A 16,523-nucleotide genomic window follows, 5' to 3' on the forward strand; every position below is an offset into this window, starting at 1 on the left:
CTTAGTCGTGGAAATCAAGCAACAACTGCCTTTCGTCCACTTTCTTCTTATTCGGTTTCGTGATCAGCAAGCTGCGTACAGCTTGCGGAGTCATCTCATTCACTGTCTTCATGGGGAGTTCATGGCAGGTAATAAAGTACTGCGCCTTCTTCATCACCACCCCTATCTTCTTCAACTCATAAAAACCTAACTTGGAAAAACGACGGGATGCCACAATCAATCTTGCAGACTTCACTCCGACACCCGGAATACGCAACAGCATCTCATAATCCGCCCGATTGATATCTACCGGAAACTGCTCCGGATGGCGCAAGGCCCACGACAGTTTAGGATCAATCTCCAGATCCAGGTCAGGATATGCATCATCCACAATTTCTTCCACCTTAAACTGGTAAAAGCGCATGAGCCAATCTGCCTGATATAAGCGGTTTTCACGCACCAGCGGTGGTTGCTTCAGGGCCGGCAGACGCGTATCATACGTATTCACGGAGATATAACCGGAATAATAAACACGTCTCATCGTAGGTCCTTTGTAAAGGGCAGATGAAAGGTAAAGAATATCTTTGTCTGTTTCCGCCGTAGCCCCTACGATCATTTGCGTACTCTGTCCGGCAGGGGCAAAACGTGGTGCATGGCGGTGTTTCTTCCGTTCCTCCGAACTTTCCAATACGCCCTGCTGAATATAGCGCATCGGTGCATATACACTCTTATGGTCTTTCTCCGGGGCAAGAAGTTTCAGATTCTCTTCTTTCGGTATTTCTACATTGACGCTGAGGCGGTCGGCATACAGACCTGCTTCGTTCACCAGTTCACGACTGGCACCTGGAATACTTTTCAAATGGATATAGCCATTGAAACGATGCACTGTGCGCAAGTCCTTTGCCACACGCACCAGGCGTTCCATAGTATAATCCGGACTCCGCACCACACCACTGCTCAGGAATAATCCTTCTATATAATTGCGGCGATAGAACTCCATCGTCAGATCTACCAACTCGCTGACAGAAAGCGTAGCACGCGGCAAATCATTAGAGCGACGATTGATGCAATATGCACAGTCATAGATGCAATAGTTCGTCAACATTACTTTCAGTAGTGAAATGCAACGCCCGTCTTCAGCAAAACTATGGCAAATGCCCCAGCCGCCGACAGTATTGCCCAGCATACCGGGTTTGTTAGAACGCACGGTACCGCTGGACGAGCATGAGACGTCATATTTTGCCGACTCTGCCAGTATTTTCAGTTTATTGAGGACGTTTTCATTCATGATCTACCACATATACTTATAATCGGGTCAAATTTAGCAATTCAAAGAGAAGAAAACAAATAATCCTCTCTCAAACACTTTGCCACTCTCTTTGTGTTACTTTGCAAAGTAATTTATTAAAGTAAAAGAATGAGAAAGAAAAAACAGAATGCAGCATTGCATTCTTACATGAATGCAATTATCGGAAAGCTGAAAACTGACGGAAAATATCCTGCTGTACACACCTACACTGCCACGCTGAACTCCCTCACTGCGTGTTCCGAAGAGCAAAGAAGAGGGATGAGTATCGGAGAAGTTTTCACCGTGGCACGGCTGAAAGAGTATCAAGACTGGCTGCGTGGGCGCAAAGCTGCATGGAACACTGTGTCCACCTACATGCGCACACTAAAGGCAGTGTACAACAGAGCGGTGAATGACCGGTTGACGGAGATTACCCCCAGCCTGTTCGATGATGTATACACCGGAGTGGAATCGCAAACCAAACGTGCACTGACGCAACGGCAAGCGCAAACCATACTCGACACGGACATCGAGACACTGCCGCCCGACGTTCAATGCACATACGCCTGCTTTGCACTGATGATCCTCCTGCGGGGAATGCCGTTCATAGATCTGGCACACCTGCGCAAGCAGGACCTGCGAGGAAATCTCATTGTCTATTGCCGCCACAAGACGGGACGGCAGATAGTAGTCAGGATTACACCGAATGCCGGACGGCTACTGGAAAAGTTCCGACAAAAAATCCCAGAGTCCGGGTATCTGTTTCCTATATTGAACGACAAGACAAAAGACGGTAAGGAACTGCACAAACATTACCTGTGCGCGCTGAGGACTTTCAATCGGAAACTGGCGAAGCTGGCCAAAATACTGTTGCCAGAAGGGAAGTTAAGCTCATACACCCCCCGACACACGTGGGCGACCCTGGCATTCCATCGGGGAATAAATATCGGAATTATCAGCAAAGCATTGGGGCACTCCTCTATCAAAGTGACAGAAACGTACCTGAAGCCCTTTGAAAACGAGAAAGTAGATGTGGAAAATGAAAAATTGATTGCATTTATACTCAAGGGGAAGAACGAGGTATTACTTACCAAGTAACGGCGTTTTATCATCAACAAAGATGAACACAAAATCTCATATCTCCAAATAAAAGATATTATTTCTTACACAAAATCATTTATTTCATTCTTTAGGGAATATATCATTAGAAAAAAACATATTATCCCGCTCTCATAGAAGTATACAAATAGAGCAACCTTCCATCTTTGATACATCAAAAACGGGATACATTGTTATCACCCTTATCTTGGCAATAAACAGTCTTTTTTAGTTAAATTACTTGTTAGAAAAGATTATTCTTATCGCGCCCGACAAGAAAGTCTGCCGTTACTTGGTAAATATTCTTAACCATCTTAAAAATATACACTTAAATATTTTATAATCAATATGTTATAAGAAAGGTAATTTTAATGGAGAAACAAATAAGGAACAAAAATAGGAATTAAAGTGATTTCTCATTTTTCTATTTGCACTCTGTTTCTTTCTTTTCGTTTGTTTGCTTTCAGAGTGCATTCCGAGCAATTTTATCTGCTCTCATCATTCGAAGAATTTGCTCCTAACTTTAACTAACAAATTATTTGCAGTTCATAAAGAGAATACAAATTATTATCTCTTGAAGTTGTATTGCTTGTAGCAAAGATAATCTTTTTTGTACAGGCAGCCAAAAATGCCTGCCTATATTTAGTTTAATTTAGTTTAGCATATATAAGGCTAACAAACTAAACCAAACTGGATTTTCATGTTACTTTTTGTGATTTTCCCATTCTACCCATACAGCCAAAAGAGAAGATAAGCTCTTGCCTCTTTTCTCTTTTCGCTGCGATACTCTTTTACTTCATAGCCACCTTTTACACACATCCGTACCGAGCAAACTCCCACATGCTCGCATATCAACTTTCGGTCTGCCCGATGGGAATTATGTCGCAAAGGTATTTGCCATGTCTTTATTGTATGCAAGGTTGTAACCTGAAGGTTCACTACAAAATCTCCACGCTCCGCTTCGCAGAGGTAGTATTTTGTAGTGAAACCCTGCATACATAGCCATGCCACCTGTTGAAGCGACATAATTTCAATCAAGCCCGAAAGTAAGTGAAATGCTACAGGAGGGAAAGTAACAAACTTAAAACTTGGTATTTATGGCAAATTATGCAACCAACATTTTCCACGCAAGAACGGAAAATAAAACAGACCTCGACAAAATAGAGGCTTTCTTGGATGACACTTTCAGCGAATTTACCAATCGATATGGTGATAGTGTAGATGCAGAATTTTCCTCTCGTTGGGTGTATCCAGAAGAAGAAATCAAAAAATTGGTAGAATCGTTGGAGGACAAAGATAAAGTCTATATCAAGATTCTAACCTATGAATTTGAAGACGAGTACGTGAGCTTTAGAATATTCTCTCAGGGAGAATGGAAGGTCAAATTAGTAACTGAATGAGTAGAAGAAGATAAAGTAAAATTATGGTCTATCCTACACTTTGCTTATTCTATAAGAGACACACGGATGGAACGATTGTCGGTGATTTCGACAACAAAATCACTGTTCGTTTCATCTGTGGCAAAGAGAGAGTATTAAATACTGTGATGAAGTAATTTTTACAATTTTACAACATAGAAACCATGACACAGATAGCAATGAAATTCGTCCAATGGGATGTGCCCGAATTGGAAAAACTGAAAGATAGCAAGGTTTACAAATTACGGGAACGTCTTGATAATGGCGACAAGTTGAGTCGGGAAGAAAAGAACTGGCTCACCCGCAATGTGAAAGAGTGCTGCCATTTCAAAAGAGGTATCGCTTTAATGGGCTACCGTTTTGACTTCTCCGATGTTCTCAAACGGTATTTCGTGAAACAACACGGACATATTGCCGAATATTATGCCATTGACAAAACCGCACTACGTTCTGTCCTATATGGTCGAATTGAAGATATAATCGAAGTACAATAAAAATCAAAAGAAGCATGAAAGTAACAATTGAACACAGCTTTTGCCCCTATTGTGACGAGGTAACTGAACTTTATTTCCGAATCATTAACACGATTCTTTTTTCTGGCAATGAGGCGGAATTGCGTGAAAGCATGAGACAGTTGGAGAAAAAAACTCCACTTGATGAATATTTCACATACGGTTACGGTGCACGACACCTTTGGGTTTGCCAGCGACGTCCCAGCGACAAAACCAAAATATTCGAGCATCGTATTATGATGGTTGAATTTCAATGACACCTTGGACAAATATCATCGACTGGCTGGAATGGAATCACCCATTTCAGCCTTACTTCCATTTTCCTTTTATAACTTTTTCTTTTGGCTGCGCCACTCCCTTTTGTAGAAACCAGCCATTCGCACAAAGCGAATTGGAAACCACTTTGTGAAAAGTCTGGTTCTTCCTGCCGTTTTTCCTTCCAGTTCCATTTTTTTCGATGCGGATATCACTATCCTCCAAGGATGGGCTACCTACGCTTCTGTCCACTCTTGGCTGACACATTCCTTATGCAGTGGCCTTTTTTCTGATTGGATGGTATTCTGTTTGTTACAGTCTCAATTCAAGCCAGGCATGTCTCGCTTTGGCTTTGCTATTCTTCACTGACTTTCGGACGGATGTCTCGCCTTTGTGCCGACATTTGGATTTGCTCTTTTTCCTTATCATTACCGGTTTACTTGTTTCCCATTTTCCATAATCGCTTTTTATCGAAGCAATCATCATTTTTCCTCTGCAAAGATAGTATGCCGACGGGAACGACATGGTTGTCTTGACCAATGGCGTAGCCGCTTCAATCTTCCTTTATCGAGCCTTCGATTTTACCTGTGGCTAAAAATAAAGCGTATTGACGCGCTATCCTTGGTGCATCCCTTAAACGACATCTACTTTTTAGGCAGTGTAAAAATTGATTTAATAACTTCTAAAAGCAATTCAACATGAAAAAGATTGAAAACAATTTCACAGTAACCGGATTCTTAGGTAAAGACGCTGAAATCCGAGAGTTCACCAACAGCAGTGTCGCACGTTTCCCATTGGCTGTAAGCCGTCAGGAAAGGAATGCCGAGGAAACCAACCGCATTTCAGCCTTTATGAATATTGAGGCTTGGCGTAAAAACGAGAATACTGGGTCATTCGACCAACTGACCAAAGGTACGATGCTCACCATTGAAGGCTACTTTAAGCCTGAAGAGTGGACCGACAAGGTCGGTGTGAAGCACAATCGTGTTGTTATGGTGGCTGTCAAGTTTTATCCTCCTATCGAAAAGGAGGATGTTCCTGAAAAGCCGGTAAAGCCCGTGAAAAAAGGCAAAAAATAATTCTTGCCTTATCATGAACAAAGCGATCTTTTGGTCGCTTTTGTTTTGCTCATGACCGGATTAATACGCATCATACTTTTATAAGTGACTGTTGCGATGCCAAGCTCCAAATGAAATCTTCACCCGGTAATACTGTTATACTTAGCTCCACTTGATGAACAGGCAGATTACGATTTTCAATAGAAAAAAGAAGACTCTCTCAATTCCATACCTCTGAGCAGCTTTCCAGTCCCTCTTATAACCATATTTCTTCCCAAAAGTGAGGTTACGTCCGCCGTCCATTAATTTTACAGTGCGAAGTTAAGTCGGACGTGAACCTGCAAGGCGCGTTTCATTTGCAGTCAATGCCGTTCAAATGAAATCCTTCGGATTCCGCTTCCTCCTTGCATTGTTCCCTTCTTCCGCCTTGTGATTTGCACGTAAAATCAAATCCCACCGGACGAGGTAAAAGCCTCTGAAGGGAAGGGAAAATAAAAAATTAGAATGTATGAAACAAATAATTTGGTCAAGTGATGCTCTATTGGATGAAACAGCAAGAGAGTATTATCAAAATTTCAAGCGAGAAGAACTGGACGATGATGCCTACAAGGTCAGCGATGAAGAGTGGTCGGACGAAGTGTATAATGAATTGGGGGATGAGCGGCAGAACCTAAACAAGGATGTCAATGGAGTCATTATTGCATTTGGAGATTTAGGATTGTGGAACGGACGCAAACAAGGCTATCAAATTTTGGGTGACAACATTGCCGGGATATTACAATCTACACAGTATGATGCAGAGTGGTACGGTGACGGCTACGATATACGAGGCCGTATGTCGCACCATGATGGCACGAATTATGTTTTGTACCGTGTCGCTGAAAATCGTGACGACGCAGAACGGATTGCCGCAAAAATCTACAACTATGAAATTGACGAGAATGGTTTTCGCCAAGTTACACGTTCCCTCCACCCCTATGTGGCCGCAGTGTATGGCTGGAAAACTCTACAGGACAACCTCGTTCAGGTAAAATAGCCTGTAACCTGTACTTAAACAAATGCCGTAACGCTTTCTCAAGAGGCTGTTACGGCACTTGTGTTTTATGCCGTATATATTCTGCATAAAATATGGTGGGAAACTATTCCTTTTTACACATTTATGAATGTTCCCGCCCAACTGTTGTAGGTGGCCGCTTGTGCCAGTTTCCTTTTTTAGACTCCGGCCCTCCTTTATAGCCCCATCCAGCTACCCCCTATATTTCTATCCCGCAAGCCTGGTTATTTCCCTGCAAAATTCGATTGCCGGCTGTCCGTCCTGTCAAGGACCGCTGACACTTGCTGCTGTAAAATCTTCCTCTCCGAAATATCGAAGAGTGTATTTTCCGCATCCTCCTTGCCCGTTCTGGCCGCCAATCCCGTGGGCAGAAAAATAATCAACCTTTCGGTACAGGAAGTATCGAAGGGAAATAAATAAAATATTAATCTTAAAATTTGAGGCATTATGACATTCAGAGAATTTATGTTAGAGAACGGTTATGAATTGCAAACAACCTTTTGGAATGATTTTTCCATTGCTGACCGATTTGGTCTTTCGGCGATACAGGACACTTTCAACCGTGCTTTTGAGGAGTGGAAAGAGAACTACAAGTATCTCACGGAACTGGTTTTAGTGCTTAACCATAAGATATGGCAGTATTATGAAACAAGGCCGGAAATTGCGACATTGTATAATACCCTTTGGGCACAAGCCAGTCAATATGCAATGGAGTATCTGAAAGATGACGAGCTAAGCTATTATTATGATGTAACGGATTAAATGTCCCAGCTCCTCCCACAGGAACAAAAGAAAGCCGGCTTTTGTCGGCTGCTCTTTGTGGTCATTCCCTTTTTTATCACTCCGTTTTACCCTTGTATAAAACGAAATTATTTCGTTTCAGGCTGCTACCAGTCAGGACTTGTTTTTTCCTGTGCAAAGGTATTGCCACGGAAAAACATTCAAGTACCGCTACGCTATTTGAACACAATTTTTCAGTAGCTTTCCCGATTTTCAATCGCTCAAATGTCGTATACGCTCCATACCGCAACTGTAAAAATTCTGTCCAAATTCCTTGCCTGCTTTTCCTTAAAGGCAATCTTGAATGCACGTAAAAATCAAATCCCGACTGGAGAAGCCTAAAGGCTTCCGAAAAAAGGGAAAAAAAGAACATGATGTTTAATAGCTAAATTTTAAAAGTATGGAAATTCAATTTGTGATTGTTCGTTCAGAAAATGCAGAGTATTTGTGTCACAATGTAAATGGAACGTATGTGGATGTCAGCGACCCATCAACAGAATTTGTTTCTGGAGAGGATGATTTTCGCTTGGTAGAGCCGGACAGCTCCCTAACGCGGAAAGAATACGAGTTTCGTGGAGAACGCTTTTATCTCATGCCTCAATTTTATGGCAATGGCTGGTTAGCACTTACTTTGCAAAGTGTGGAAGATGAAACAGAGTATATCGTGCTATCCGTCAATTTGGAGAGCATGGATGCACTCGATTTGCCAGACCGTACATTTATTGATGTGAATCATTATCCGGATGCAATGGAGTTTCTGGAGACAAATAATTTAGCGACCTATTCAGGTTACAAGCGTAGAAGCGGATTTGTGGAATATCCAATGGCGGTATTGAATCTTCCTTTGCTTTATCAGCACGCCCCGCAGATTTTCCAAGAGGCGAATATCGAATGTTTTTAAATGGTTTTCTGAAAGTATGGTACTGATGACTACCAAAGAGATACCGTATCGGTTAAATCCTATCGGTATGGTATCTTCTTTTGCCCGAAGACAGGTGGCATCCCCCTTTTTTACAGATTGCTCCGTGCCCACTTTTTTAATTTCCTTGTTTCCCTTTTATAGCAGCGTAACTGCCTGCTTCTCTTTTACAGCCCTTATGTAATGAATGTTGATGTTTCCTGTCGTTATCCAGACTTTCGCCCGGTCTTGTTTTCGTGTGCAAAATTACGGCGAACGAACGCTATCCAAGTATCGCTACGCTATCCGAAATGAAATTTGACGTAATCTTCCTAAATCATAGATTTCGGTATTCATAAAATTTCATTTCCGATTCCTTGCACTGCGTTCCTGCTTCGTCGTTTGGGACGCACATGAAAAACAACCCTTCCGGCAAAGTCGAAAGACTTGAAAAAAGGGAAAATAAAAAACTTAATTAAAAACGAAAACGAGTATGACAATAGAAGAAGTATTACAGCACGATTTAAAATTCAGGTATATGTTATTGGGTCGTTTGCAAGCCGACTGTGAATATTATCTTGGCTTTGGAAACAAAAGTTCTCGTCGTTTGTGGGCTGGTTCTGAAAAGGCACAAATTGAATACATGACGAAAATTCACGACAGCTTCCGAGAAAACGAAAAACCCGAATGGCTGACAATGGAGCAAATCAAAGAATACAGCAATGCTATGGAAGTAACACAAGAATAATTCAAAAAAAATACCGTAATAACCTTTAACGGAGGTGTTGCGGTATTACAGTATTACAAATAAGGGTCGGAGTTTGAGAACATACCCTCTTATAATTGAGAGGGTAATAATAGTCCCTCTTTTATAATTATATCATTCTATTCCTTTTTTATATTTCTGCAAAAGGAATAGCATTCTTCTTTTATATTAATTATTTTTCATTTTATCTCCCATCTATTCTTCATCCTATCACCGGTTTGGTTTTATCAAATGCAAAGGTCGGCTATCGCGCTTGATCCTGCTACTTGAAGTGTATTTCTTACAAAATTCTTCCTTCCTGCGCAAGAGTAATTTGGCAAGAAAAGTTGCCGTATGAAGCTGTATCGACATCCGTTTACCGCATCCATAAATCCCAAAACGGTTCAATCAGTAAAGAACCGACAATAGGAAAAAAAGTTAATAATAACCAATTCTTTAAACATTAAAATCATGCCTAATTATGTAACAAACCGTTTAGAAATAAACGCAGACAGAGAAACAGTACAAAATGTGATGGATTTCTTAAAAGGAAAAACTGATGAAGACAGTACGCCTTGCTATATTGACTTCAACAACATTATCCCTATGCCAAAGGACTTACTGATAGAAGCGTCCACTTCTGGGGAATTTGGTATGCAGTATATCATAGCACAGCAACGTAAACCGTTCAATTCACAGGACGACCTGAAAGTCATTCAATGGATGGAAATTCAGGAGGAAAAAGTCAGGGAAGAAGCATTACAACTTGGAATGACATATCTGAAAAACTGGGGAAAATACGGTTATCCTACTTGGTATGAATGGTCTATCGCTAACTGGGGTACAAAATGGAATGCCTTTAATCAGAATTTTGAAGAACCGAACGTGCTTTGGTTTGATACGGCTTGGGAAGGTGTGCCGCTGCTTATCCAAACACTCTCCGAAATATTTCCGGACGTCGAGTTTCAATATGCCTATGCGGATGAAGACCTTGGTTCCAACGTGGGCAAAGGGACTATCCGAAATGGAGAAACCGACATGACATTCCCCGATAACGGAAGTAACGATGCCTTTGAAATTGTCTTTTTCGTAAAACCGGGATTAGAGGAATACTTGGAACTGACAAACGAGGGGTATAGGTGGAAAGCCTAAACATCTCCGGACAGACAATATCCGACATGTATTCAGGGTATATCTCAACCGATATATCCTGGACTCCTGTTGCCGGAAGCTCCGTTTATATTTATTCCATTCCACTTCCTTTTTACAATTTCACGCCTCTTGAACCAGTCTTTTTTGACCGTATTTACCCATCCCTTGGCTGGCCTACTTATCATCTTTGAAGCTGCTTTTACTGAAACCGCCAAACACGCCCTTCAAGAGCTTGCCGACAACCCAGAATACCAGCAATACAATTATAATATCTCCCATAAGTCTTACTTTTATAGTTTTAACAATAATAAAAATACAAAATAATAACCGAAAAACAAATATACGATCCTGATTATCTGAAAATTCTATCAGGAGTCACCTTCATTTGTTCCGTCCTCTTTCGGGTTCTGTTTGACACGCGGACCGCTGGTTTGGCCACGATCAAGTTTTACGCCATATTTATTGAGTATGCGCCAAATAGAACTTTTGCTGCTAAAACCGCTTGCAGCCCAAATGTCATCGAAAGAATGCCCGTTGATATACATATCCACGATTGTCTTATCTCGTTCAGCTTTAGGTAATACCTTCGGCACAGCCGGGGCTTTGATATTCTGGCGTAACTTCTCGACATGAGCGGAATATTTTCGTAGTGCGGCAATTTCTTCCGGAAATGCCCCTATTATCCACAACACATCGGCTGCTGTCGTACCGGGGAATAATTCACCGCGAGTATCAACTCTGTCATGAATGGATATGACACGTACAATTTTGATACGGCATAGTTCGATGAACGCGGCCAGTTCTCTTAAACCGCGTGCAGCATTGCTGAATTTGGATATGACTATTTCATCGCCCCTTTGAAGATTCGCCATAAGCTGTTTCCACATAGGTCTCAATGTTTCATGTTCAACTGTTTCCTCTACGATTTGTACACAACCATATCGCTGCATCCATTCTCTCTCAGCATCAAAACTGTCATTATTTTCCTTGAATATATAGCCAACTTTTGCCATTTTAATATACACTGTTTTGATAACAAGTGCAAATATAGCACTTTCATTTTAATCTAAAATCATATCGTGGCAAAAATCTCGCTGAATCCTTTTTTTAGCTTTTTTTCTTGCACTTGTTTTCATTGATAATCATATTATTAATATGATACCAAAAATTATACTAAATGCGATATAAAAGGGCTTTTACAATAAAAATAATATATAGATTTGCATCGTTAAATATGAATTGTTAAATATGAAAATTTTAAAATCATACTACAAGACTCCATCATTTTTGACTGGAAGATGTATCGTTTCATTGGCCATATTGGGCCTGATATCATGCAGCGATAGAAATGGCAAATCATTGTCTGAAGCTACGAACGATCCTGCCGGAATATACAGGGAGTACTTGTACAATATACGACGTCAGAAAGATTCCTCATTTCAAGTATTGACCAAGCATATCCTACAATGGCAAACAGTAAAAGACTCTGTTTTTAGGTATCTCCGGAATGATACGCTCAGCCACCCCCATTCCAATCAGCGTGAAGAGTGTATCAGACTGCATGATTCTATCCGCACTGAGTTCTCACGCTTAGCCCTCTCAAAGACGCGTACTTATCAGGAACTTTTGGCTCTCAAAGGAGAGTTCTCACCTTATAACAATGATGAGGAACTGCATCATGCCGCTGGAGAAATCCGCCCGTTTTTCAACTCACTGGATAATCTTCCGCTTCATAAGGGTAACAAAGAGGAAATCCTTGCGGCTTACCGTATGTTACTGACCCGAACTATCCGTAACGGCATACATAGCCGCAATGAACTGATTACTTATATCACTAAAGAAGATGCTATATTCCGTGCGTTCCTCTCTCACTTGCACGATTTCGAAGGTGAGAGTATGGCTGACATCACACGTGGTACTGAACAGTGTTGTTCGCAGATATTCTTTGCCGCTGAGAGAAAGGAGATTACCTATCGGGAGGCTATGCTTTATTTGACAATGCGCACCAATCGTCGCCAAATACAAAATATGCAGATTTGTATAGAAGATGTTCGGAACAAAAAAATCAAGACTTCTTCGCAAGCACATGCTTATATATGGATGCTTATCCACCCTTATACTTCACTGGACGGATTCTCTATGACATTGCTTTCCGATAAAGAACGGAAACAACTTGACAGGATGGCGGCACAGACACCTGTGGCGTTCAAAACCTTGAGCCGAATCCTGCAATCGGAAAGTGGTCAACTGACTGAACTGCCAGGAATGCTTATGGATATTTTCATACAGACGCTCTAACAATATAAAAAATGAATATGTTACGACATTTTTTCAATGACTTTATGACATTTGTCCCTCTGCAACTACCGCAACTACTCGATGTGACGATAATGGAGGAAGCACAATTCTACGGTGACTACGCCCTACTGACCTTCCCGCTACGCGACCCTTACGATTTGGAGGAAGTGATGGATCTGTTTGAGGACGATATGGAGCTTATAACTCTCTACCACCACATCCCCACGCACGCTGACAAATTCGGGCATAGCACCTGTGCATACTCCAACCCGGCATTTGGACAGATGTTCAAGATGAATTGCAAGACAGATGCAGACGGTAAGGTAAATAGCATTCTTGTCACCATCTATGATTCTCTTGAGCAGATGTACGGCGAGCTGTGCCTTGATTTGGATCTTCATTCCAAAAGTGGCACATTCAAGTATAAGAAGAACAAAGACGATCTCTTGATGGATTTCCTTTAATGGTCATGTTATGCGGGACACACTATACCGACAAATGGTTTATTGGATTAGGGAATACCGGACATGGATAGAGGTTGTTGATGACAATTTCTATAAGGAGTATGCTTTGTCAAGAAACGGATATATCAATTACATTGTTTCCCGCACGTTGGTACTGCGGGCTTGCAAAGACAAAGGCTCATACGCCAAAGGCATGACATGGACAATTCCGGAACATAAACTGGATAAGGCATTGGCAGCCTACCGTAAGCAGGAGCATACGTTCAAGCAACGTATTAAGAAAGCAGCGATATACCTTTCACCGAGGGACGCCGAAGTTATCATCCTATTGGCCACCCACAATATTGTCCAATTAGAGTTGATGATATCCCCCATTCAAATACGCGAGAAACCCTATTATTTATGATTTGGAATATACTACAACTTATCTTCTGTATAACGCTTTTCGTATTGCCATTAGCATTGTACAAAAGCCACCGTTCTTTTATGGTAAGGTTCTACGATGCTATGATACACAGTGTAAAGGCTCGTAAACTATATGTACAGGTCGTATTGATTCTGCTATTGCTCTTCCACTATGTTTACATCAGCGGACATGTTGGCGAGTTCGGTGTTTTTCTTTCAACTGCTATCTGTGCCACTATATATTCATTTAGGAGAGCGGACAGATTGTTAAGAGGTTTATGTGACCGACCATGTATGTTTGTCATACTCTCATTGGTGGCTTTGGCCATCAGTTTTGTTCCACACTTGTACACAACGGCGGTAACTGCCGCCTATCTTCTTTTGGCTGCCCTGTTCTATCCCTCTGTTCGGGTTATGACCGAATTTCAGGACATAGGCATAATCTCTGAATGGATGAAATTCCCCAGACTATTAGCCGAAAGTTATTATGACCATCATCACGCGATATTGCCGCAAGATGCGGATAGCGGCAACACTGATATATCCGCACAGTAGTAATAATTAAAAAATGAAATGAAAATGAAAACCAAGCAGAAAATAGCTGTCCCTATATTGGCAGACAGAGAAGTATTTGACTACCTCAAGGAGAAAGTCGGTGAACGAAAAACAAAGACAGAAGCCTTCTGTGATTTATTGGATAAATCTTTGGCAGGTTTTGTTTCCCCTTTTTTTAAGGAACAAAGGCTACGAACTTCAACCCAACCAGTGCCACGTGACTGTTTCTGACCTTTCATCGGAATGGCATTGGCATAGGGCTACTGTCCGTTCTTTTTTGGATGTAATGGAAGAGTTCGGCTTGTTGAATCGCATCCGGCTTTCCAAAAGCGTCATCATTACCATGACTGTGCAAACCAGCCAATCCACGGAGTCTTGCAATGGACAGAAGAAGTTGAACCTTGCAGAACAGCTACGTGAGGCATTGTCCGATTGGATAATCGGCAAAGTGTCCCTTGACGAGATCGGAATCAAGTGTGAGCAACTTGTTCGTCGGGCAATGGATGAAGCTGGCATATGCGATAGCTGCCCATCTCCGGACAGTATCATTCGCATCAATCCGGCAGCGGATGATGATGAACGAGCTGTCAAGATTCGTATGGTAGCTTTGGAGTGCATTACATTTGCCGCTATACAACGGGCACTGCGTAAGTCGAGATTCGATGACAGTACAGAGTTTATGGACTACTTCCGATTGGAATTGTATGGGGACTGGACAGGACTTATTGCAACTTCGAAAGGTATTGCCGGGCTTATTCTTGATGTAGATAGGGATGAAAATTCCGATTATGATGAAGATGACAGGGAGTTCCTTAAAACGCTTTTTAAGCCTTTTCTGGCATTTGCGGCAAAGGCACAGGAGGCAACGTATCAGATTGGAGGTTGAAAACAGAATGTATAACCGCAACAATCCACTTTTGTATCCAGTGAAGCCCCCCTGCCAGTTATAGAAGGCATCCGGGCTTGCCCGCCTGCCACGAACAAAGGGAAGGGGGAGCCTAATACCCCACCTGCCTGACGTTGGTGGGAAGGGTGTCCGAACAAGCAGCAAGCTGGGACACGGTAGATTGTCCGAAACAATATGAAAAACGTATGGCAAATCAAAAACAGGTACTCGACGTGCAGGTGTCGAAAGGGATTACCACCGCCCAAAGTAATGAACATCTGCGTGACCGTAGTGAAAAGGCAGAGAAGTACGCTATGAGTAAGGGAAATTATGATCCTACGCGTAAACGGCTGAACTTCGAGATTGCGCCCGGAGGTAAAATACATCCCATCGACACAAGCCGTAGCATTCCCAAACGGATGGCGGACATATTAAGTCACCGTGGAATCAAAGATCCTAATGAGGGGCTGCTCGAGCCAAAATACCGCACGGTGGTAAATATCATCTTCGGCGGTTCACGGCAGCGAATGCAGGAACTTGCTTTCGGTACGCAACAGGTGGACTTTGAAAAAGGTGCGGACAATACCCGCATCGAACGGAAGCGTGACATTGAACGCTGGGCCAAGGATGTTTATTCATTCGTTTGTGGCAGATATGGTGAGCAGAACATCGCTGCATTCATTGTACATCTGGATGAATTGAACCCGCATATCCACTGTACGCTTCTGCCAATCAAGGATAGTCGCTTTGCGTACAAGGAAATCTTCGCCGGTAAGGATAAGTTTGAATATAGTGCAAGAATGAAACAACTTCATACGGACTTTTTCGCAGAAGTCAATACAAAGTGGGGAATGTCAAGAGGAACAAGCATATCCGAAACGGGTGCACGGCACAGAACGACTGAGGAATACCGCCGAATGTTGTCTGAAGAGTGTACAACAATCGAGGATAATATCAAACTCCATCAACAGGTATTGGGTGAACTTCAATCAGACATCCGGTTGGCAGAACGCAGAGTCAAAGGGCTTACGACAATGGTTAGCAATCTTGAAAAGCAGAAAACTGAAAAAGAAACCTTGTTATCGGCAGCCGAGTACAATTTAAAAGAAAACAAAGGCAATGCGGCAGAATTGGCAATCCAAATACAAATGTTGGAAAAAGAGCTGCAAGGAATCATCAGGCAACTGGCAGACAAGCAGGAAAAGTTGCAGACGGCTGACCGGCAACTCATCGAACTGAAAAAGGATATGGGAGCCATTGAAGAACGTACCGAAGAACTCAAAGAGGAGGCCTATCAATATTCCCGTGATGTACACTCCAAAGTGGATAGCTTGTTTAAAGACGTCCTACTGGAGAGTGTAATCAGCGAGTATCGTAACGCATCGGCACAAATGAATGTTTCAGAACGGCAGCTCTTTGACGGTTCACTGGTACAGTCTATCGCCGAGCGGGGTACGGAAATCATGCACTGTGCGACAATGCTATTTCTCGGAATGGTAGATGATGCCACTACATTTGCCGAATCACATGGTGGTGGAGGCGGAGGGAGTGACCTCAAATGGGGACGCGACGAGGACGAGGACAATCGAGCATGGGCACTTCGCTGTATGAGGATGGCGAGCCGCATGATGCGCTCGACTATCGGCAAGAAATCTAAACGGTAAATGGCATACGCCTT

19 protein-coding genes and 1 pseudogene are annotated in these 16,523 nt (G+C 42.3%); 16 read left to right on the plus strand and 4 right to left on the minus strand.

Annotated features, from left to right (window positions below; translation table 11 throughout):
• Position 1 precedes the first annotated feature (1 nt).
• The gene (locus DW036_RS20350) at positions 2-1,267 is read right to left on the minus strand and encodes a putative DNA modification/repair radical SAM protein (protein ID WP_118465992.1); all 1,266 of its coding nucleotides are present in this window, start codon (positions 1,265-1,267) and stop codon (positions 2-4) included.
• 129 nt (positions 1,268-1,396) lie between these two features.
• Between DW036_RS20350 and DW036_RS20355 the strand changes: the two genes are divergently transcribed.
• Positions 1,397-2,365: a tyrosine-type recombinase/integrase gene (locus DW036_RS20355; RefSeq protein ID WP_118465993.1), complete on the plus strand. Its 969-nt coding sequence runs from the start codon at positions 1,397-1,399 to the stop codon at positions 2,363-2,365.
• 726 nt (positions 2,366-3,091) lie between these two features.
• Here DW036_RS20355 and DW036_RS20360 read toward each other — a convergent pair.
• The gene (locus DW036_RS20360) at positions 3,092-3,391 is read right to left on the minus strand and encodes a hypothetical protein (protein ID WP_008777440.1); all 300 of its coding nucleotides are present in this window, start codon (positions 3,389-3,391) and stop codon (positions 3,092-3,094) included.
• A gap of 71 nt (positions 3,392-3,462) precedes the next feature.
• On the opposite strand from DW036_RS20360, the gene DW036_RS20365 reads away from it, so the two are divergent.
• The 3 genes from DW036_RS20365 to DW036_RS20375 all read left to right on the plus strand — a co-directional run bounded on the left by DW036_RS20365 (position 3,463) and on the right by DW036_RS20375 (position 4,552).
• Entirely contained in the window at positions 3,463-3,765 is a 303-nt protein-coding gene (locus DW036_RS20365; RefSeq protein WP_004323452.1) for a hypothetical protein, read from the plus strand.
• 182 nt (positions 3,766-3,947) lie between these two features.
• Positions 3,948-4,277: a hypothetical protein gene (locus tag DW036_RS20370; RefSeq protein ID WP_004323450.1), complete on the plus strand. Its 330-nt coding sequence runs from the start codon at positions 3,948-3,950 to the stop codon at positions 4,275-4,277.
• A gap of 14 nt (positions 4,278-4,291) precedes the next feature.
• Positions 4,292-4,552: a hypothetical protein gene (locus DW036_RS20375; protein ID WP_004308737.1), complete on the plus strand. Its 261-nt coding sequence runs from the start codon at positions 4,292-4,294 to the stop codon at positions 4,550-4,552.
• A gap of 52 nt (positions 4,553-4,604) precedes the next feature.
• On the opposite strand, the gene DW036_RS25800 is transcribed toward DW036_RS20375, so the two are convergent.
• Positions 4,605-4,817, minus strand: coding sequence for a hypothetical protein (locus DW036_RS25800; protein ID WP_229035899.1), 213 nt, complete (start codon positions 4,815-4,817; stop codon positions 4,605-4,607).
• Between the two features lie 431 nt (positions 4,818-5,248).
• Between DW036_RS25800 and DW036_RS20385 the strand changes: the two genes are divergently transcribed.
• The 6 genes from DW036_RS20385 (at position 5,249) to DW036_RS20420 (ending at position 10,237) form a co-directional block, all read left to right on the plus strand.
• Entirely contained in the window at positions 5,249-5,629 is a 381-nt protein-coding gene (locus tag DW036_RS20385) for a single-stranded DNA-binding protein (RefSeq protein WP_004308735.1), read from the plus strand.
• Between the two features lie 487 nt (positions 5,630-6,116).
• Positions 6,117-6,644, plus strand: coding sequence for a hypothetical protein (locus tag DW036_RS20390; protein ID WP_004308734.1), 528 nt, complete (start codon positions 6,117-6,119; stop codon positions 6,642-6,644).
• Positions 6,645-7,109: 465 nt separating this feature from the next.
• Positions 7,110-7,424: a hypothetical protein gene (locus DW036_RS20400; protein ID WP_007218095.1), complete on the plus strand. Its 315-nt coding sequence runs from the start codon at positions 7,110-7,112 to the stop codon at positions 7,422-7,424.
• Positions 7,425-7,842: 418 nt separating this feature from the next.
• Complete coding sequence (locus DW036_RS20410; RefSeq protein WP_007218096.1) at positions 7,843-8,343, plus strand: DUF4313 domain-containing protein; 501 nt, start codon at positions 7,843-7,845, stop codon at positions 8,341-8,343.
• Between the two features lie 490 nt (positions 8,344-8,833).
• On the plus strand, positions 8,834-9,088 hold the full coding sequence (locus DW036_RS20415) for an LPD11 domain-containing protein (RefSeq protein ID WP_004313639.1): 255 nt from the start codon (positions 8,834-8,836) through the stop codon (positions 9,086-9,088).
• Positions 9,089-9,556: 468 nt separating this feature from the next.
• Complete coding sequence (locus DW036_RS20420) at positions 9,557-10,237, plus strand: hypothetical protein (RefSeq protein WP_118356386.1); 681 nt, start codon at positions 9,557-9,559, stop codon at positions 10,235-10,237.
• A gap of 368 nt (positions 10,238-10,605) precedes the next feature.
• Here DW036_RS20420 and DW036_RS20430 read toward each other — a convergent pair whose 3' ends face one another.
• Positions 10,606-11,250 carry a recombinase family protein gene (locus tag DW036_RS20430; protein WP_004323440.1) on the minus strand — a complete coding sequence of 215 codons (645 nt, stop codon included), beginning with the start codon at positions 11,248-11,250 and terminating at the stop codon, positions 10,606-10,608.
• Between the two features lie 235 nt (positions 11,251-11,485).
• Here DW036_RS20430 and DW036_RS20435 point away from each other — a divergent pair, with 235 nt between their 5' ends.
• The 6 genes and pseudogenes from DW036_RS20435 (at position 11,486) to mobV (ending at position 16,509) form a co-directional block, all read left to right on the plus strand.
• On the plus strand, positions 11,486-12,535 hold the full coding sequence (locus DW036_RS20435) for a hypothetical protein (protein ID WP_004323439.1): 1,050 nt from the start codon (positions 11,486-11,488) through the stop codon (positions 12,533-12,535).
• Positions 12,536-12,552: 17 nt separating this feature from the next.
• Complete coding sequence (locus DW036_RS20440) at positions 12,553-12,999, plus strand: hypothetical protein (RefSeq protein WP_182425109.1); 447 nt, start codon at positions 12,553-12,555, stop codon at positions 12,997-12,999.
• A 10-nt stretch (positions 13,000-13,009) separates the two neighbouring features.
• The gene (locus DW036_RS20445; RefSeq protein WP_004323437.1) at positions 13,010-13,405 is read left to right on the plus strand and encodes a hypothetical protein; all 396 of its coding nucleotides are present in this window, start codon (positions 13,010-13,012) and stop codon (positions 13,403-13,405) included.
• Positions 13,402-13,959, plus strand: coding sequence for a hypothetical protein (locus DW036_RS20450; protein WP_004323436.1), 558 nt, complete (start codon positions 13,402-13,404; stop codon positions 13,957-13,959). Before DW036_RS20445 ends, DW036_RS20450 begins: the two co-directional genes overlap by 4 nt.
• Positions 13,960-13,983: 24 nt before the next feature.
• Positions 13,984-14,845: pseudogene (locus DW036_RS20455) on the plus strand (MarR family transcriptional regulator).
• A 206-nt stretch (positions 14,846-15,051) separates the two neighbouring features.
• Positions 15,052-16,509 (plus strand): MobV family relaxase, encoded by a 1,458-nt coding sequence (gene mobV / locus DW036_RS20460; protein WP_004323434.1) that lies wholly within the window; start codon positions 15,052-15,054, stop codon positions 16,507-16,509.
• Positions 16,510-16,523 lie beyond the last annotated feature (14 nt).

Origin of the sequence: Bacteroides sp. AF39-11AC, from assembly GCF_003474285.1 — a bacterium.
Classification (GTDB): domain Bacteria; phylum Bacteroidota; class Bacteroidia; order Bacteroidales; family Bacteroidaceae; genus Bacteroides.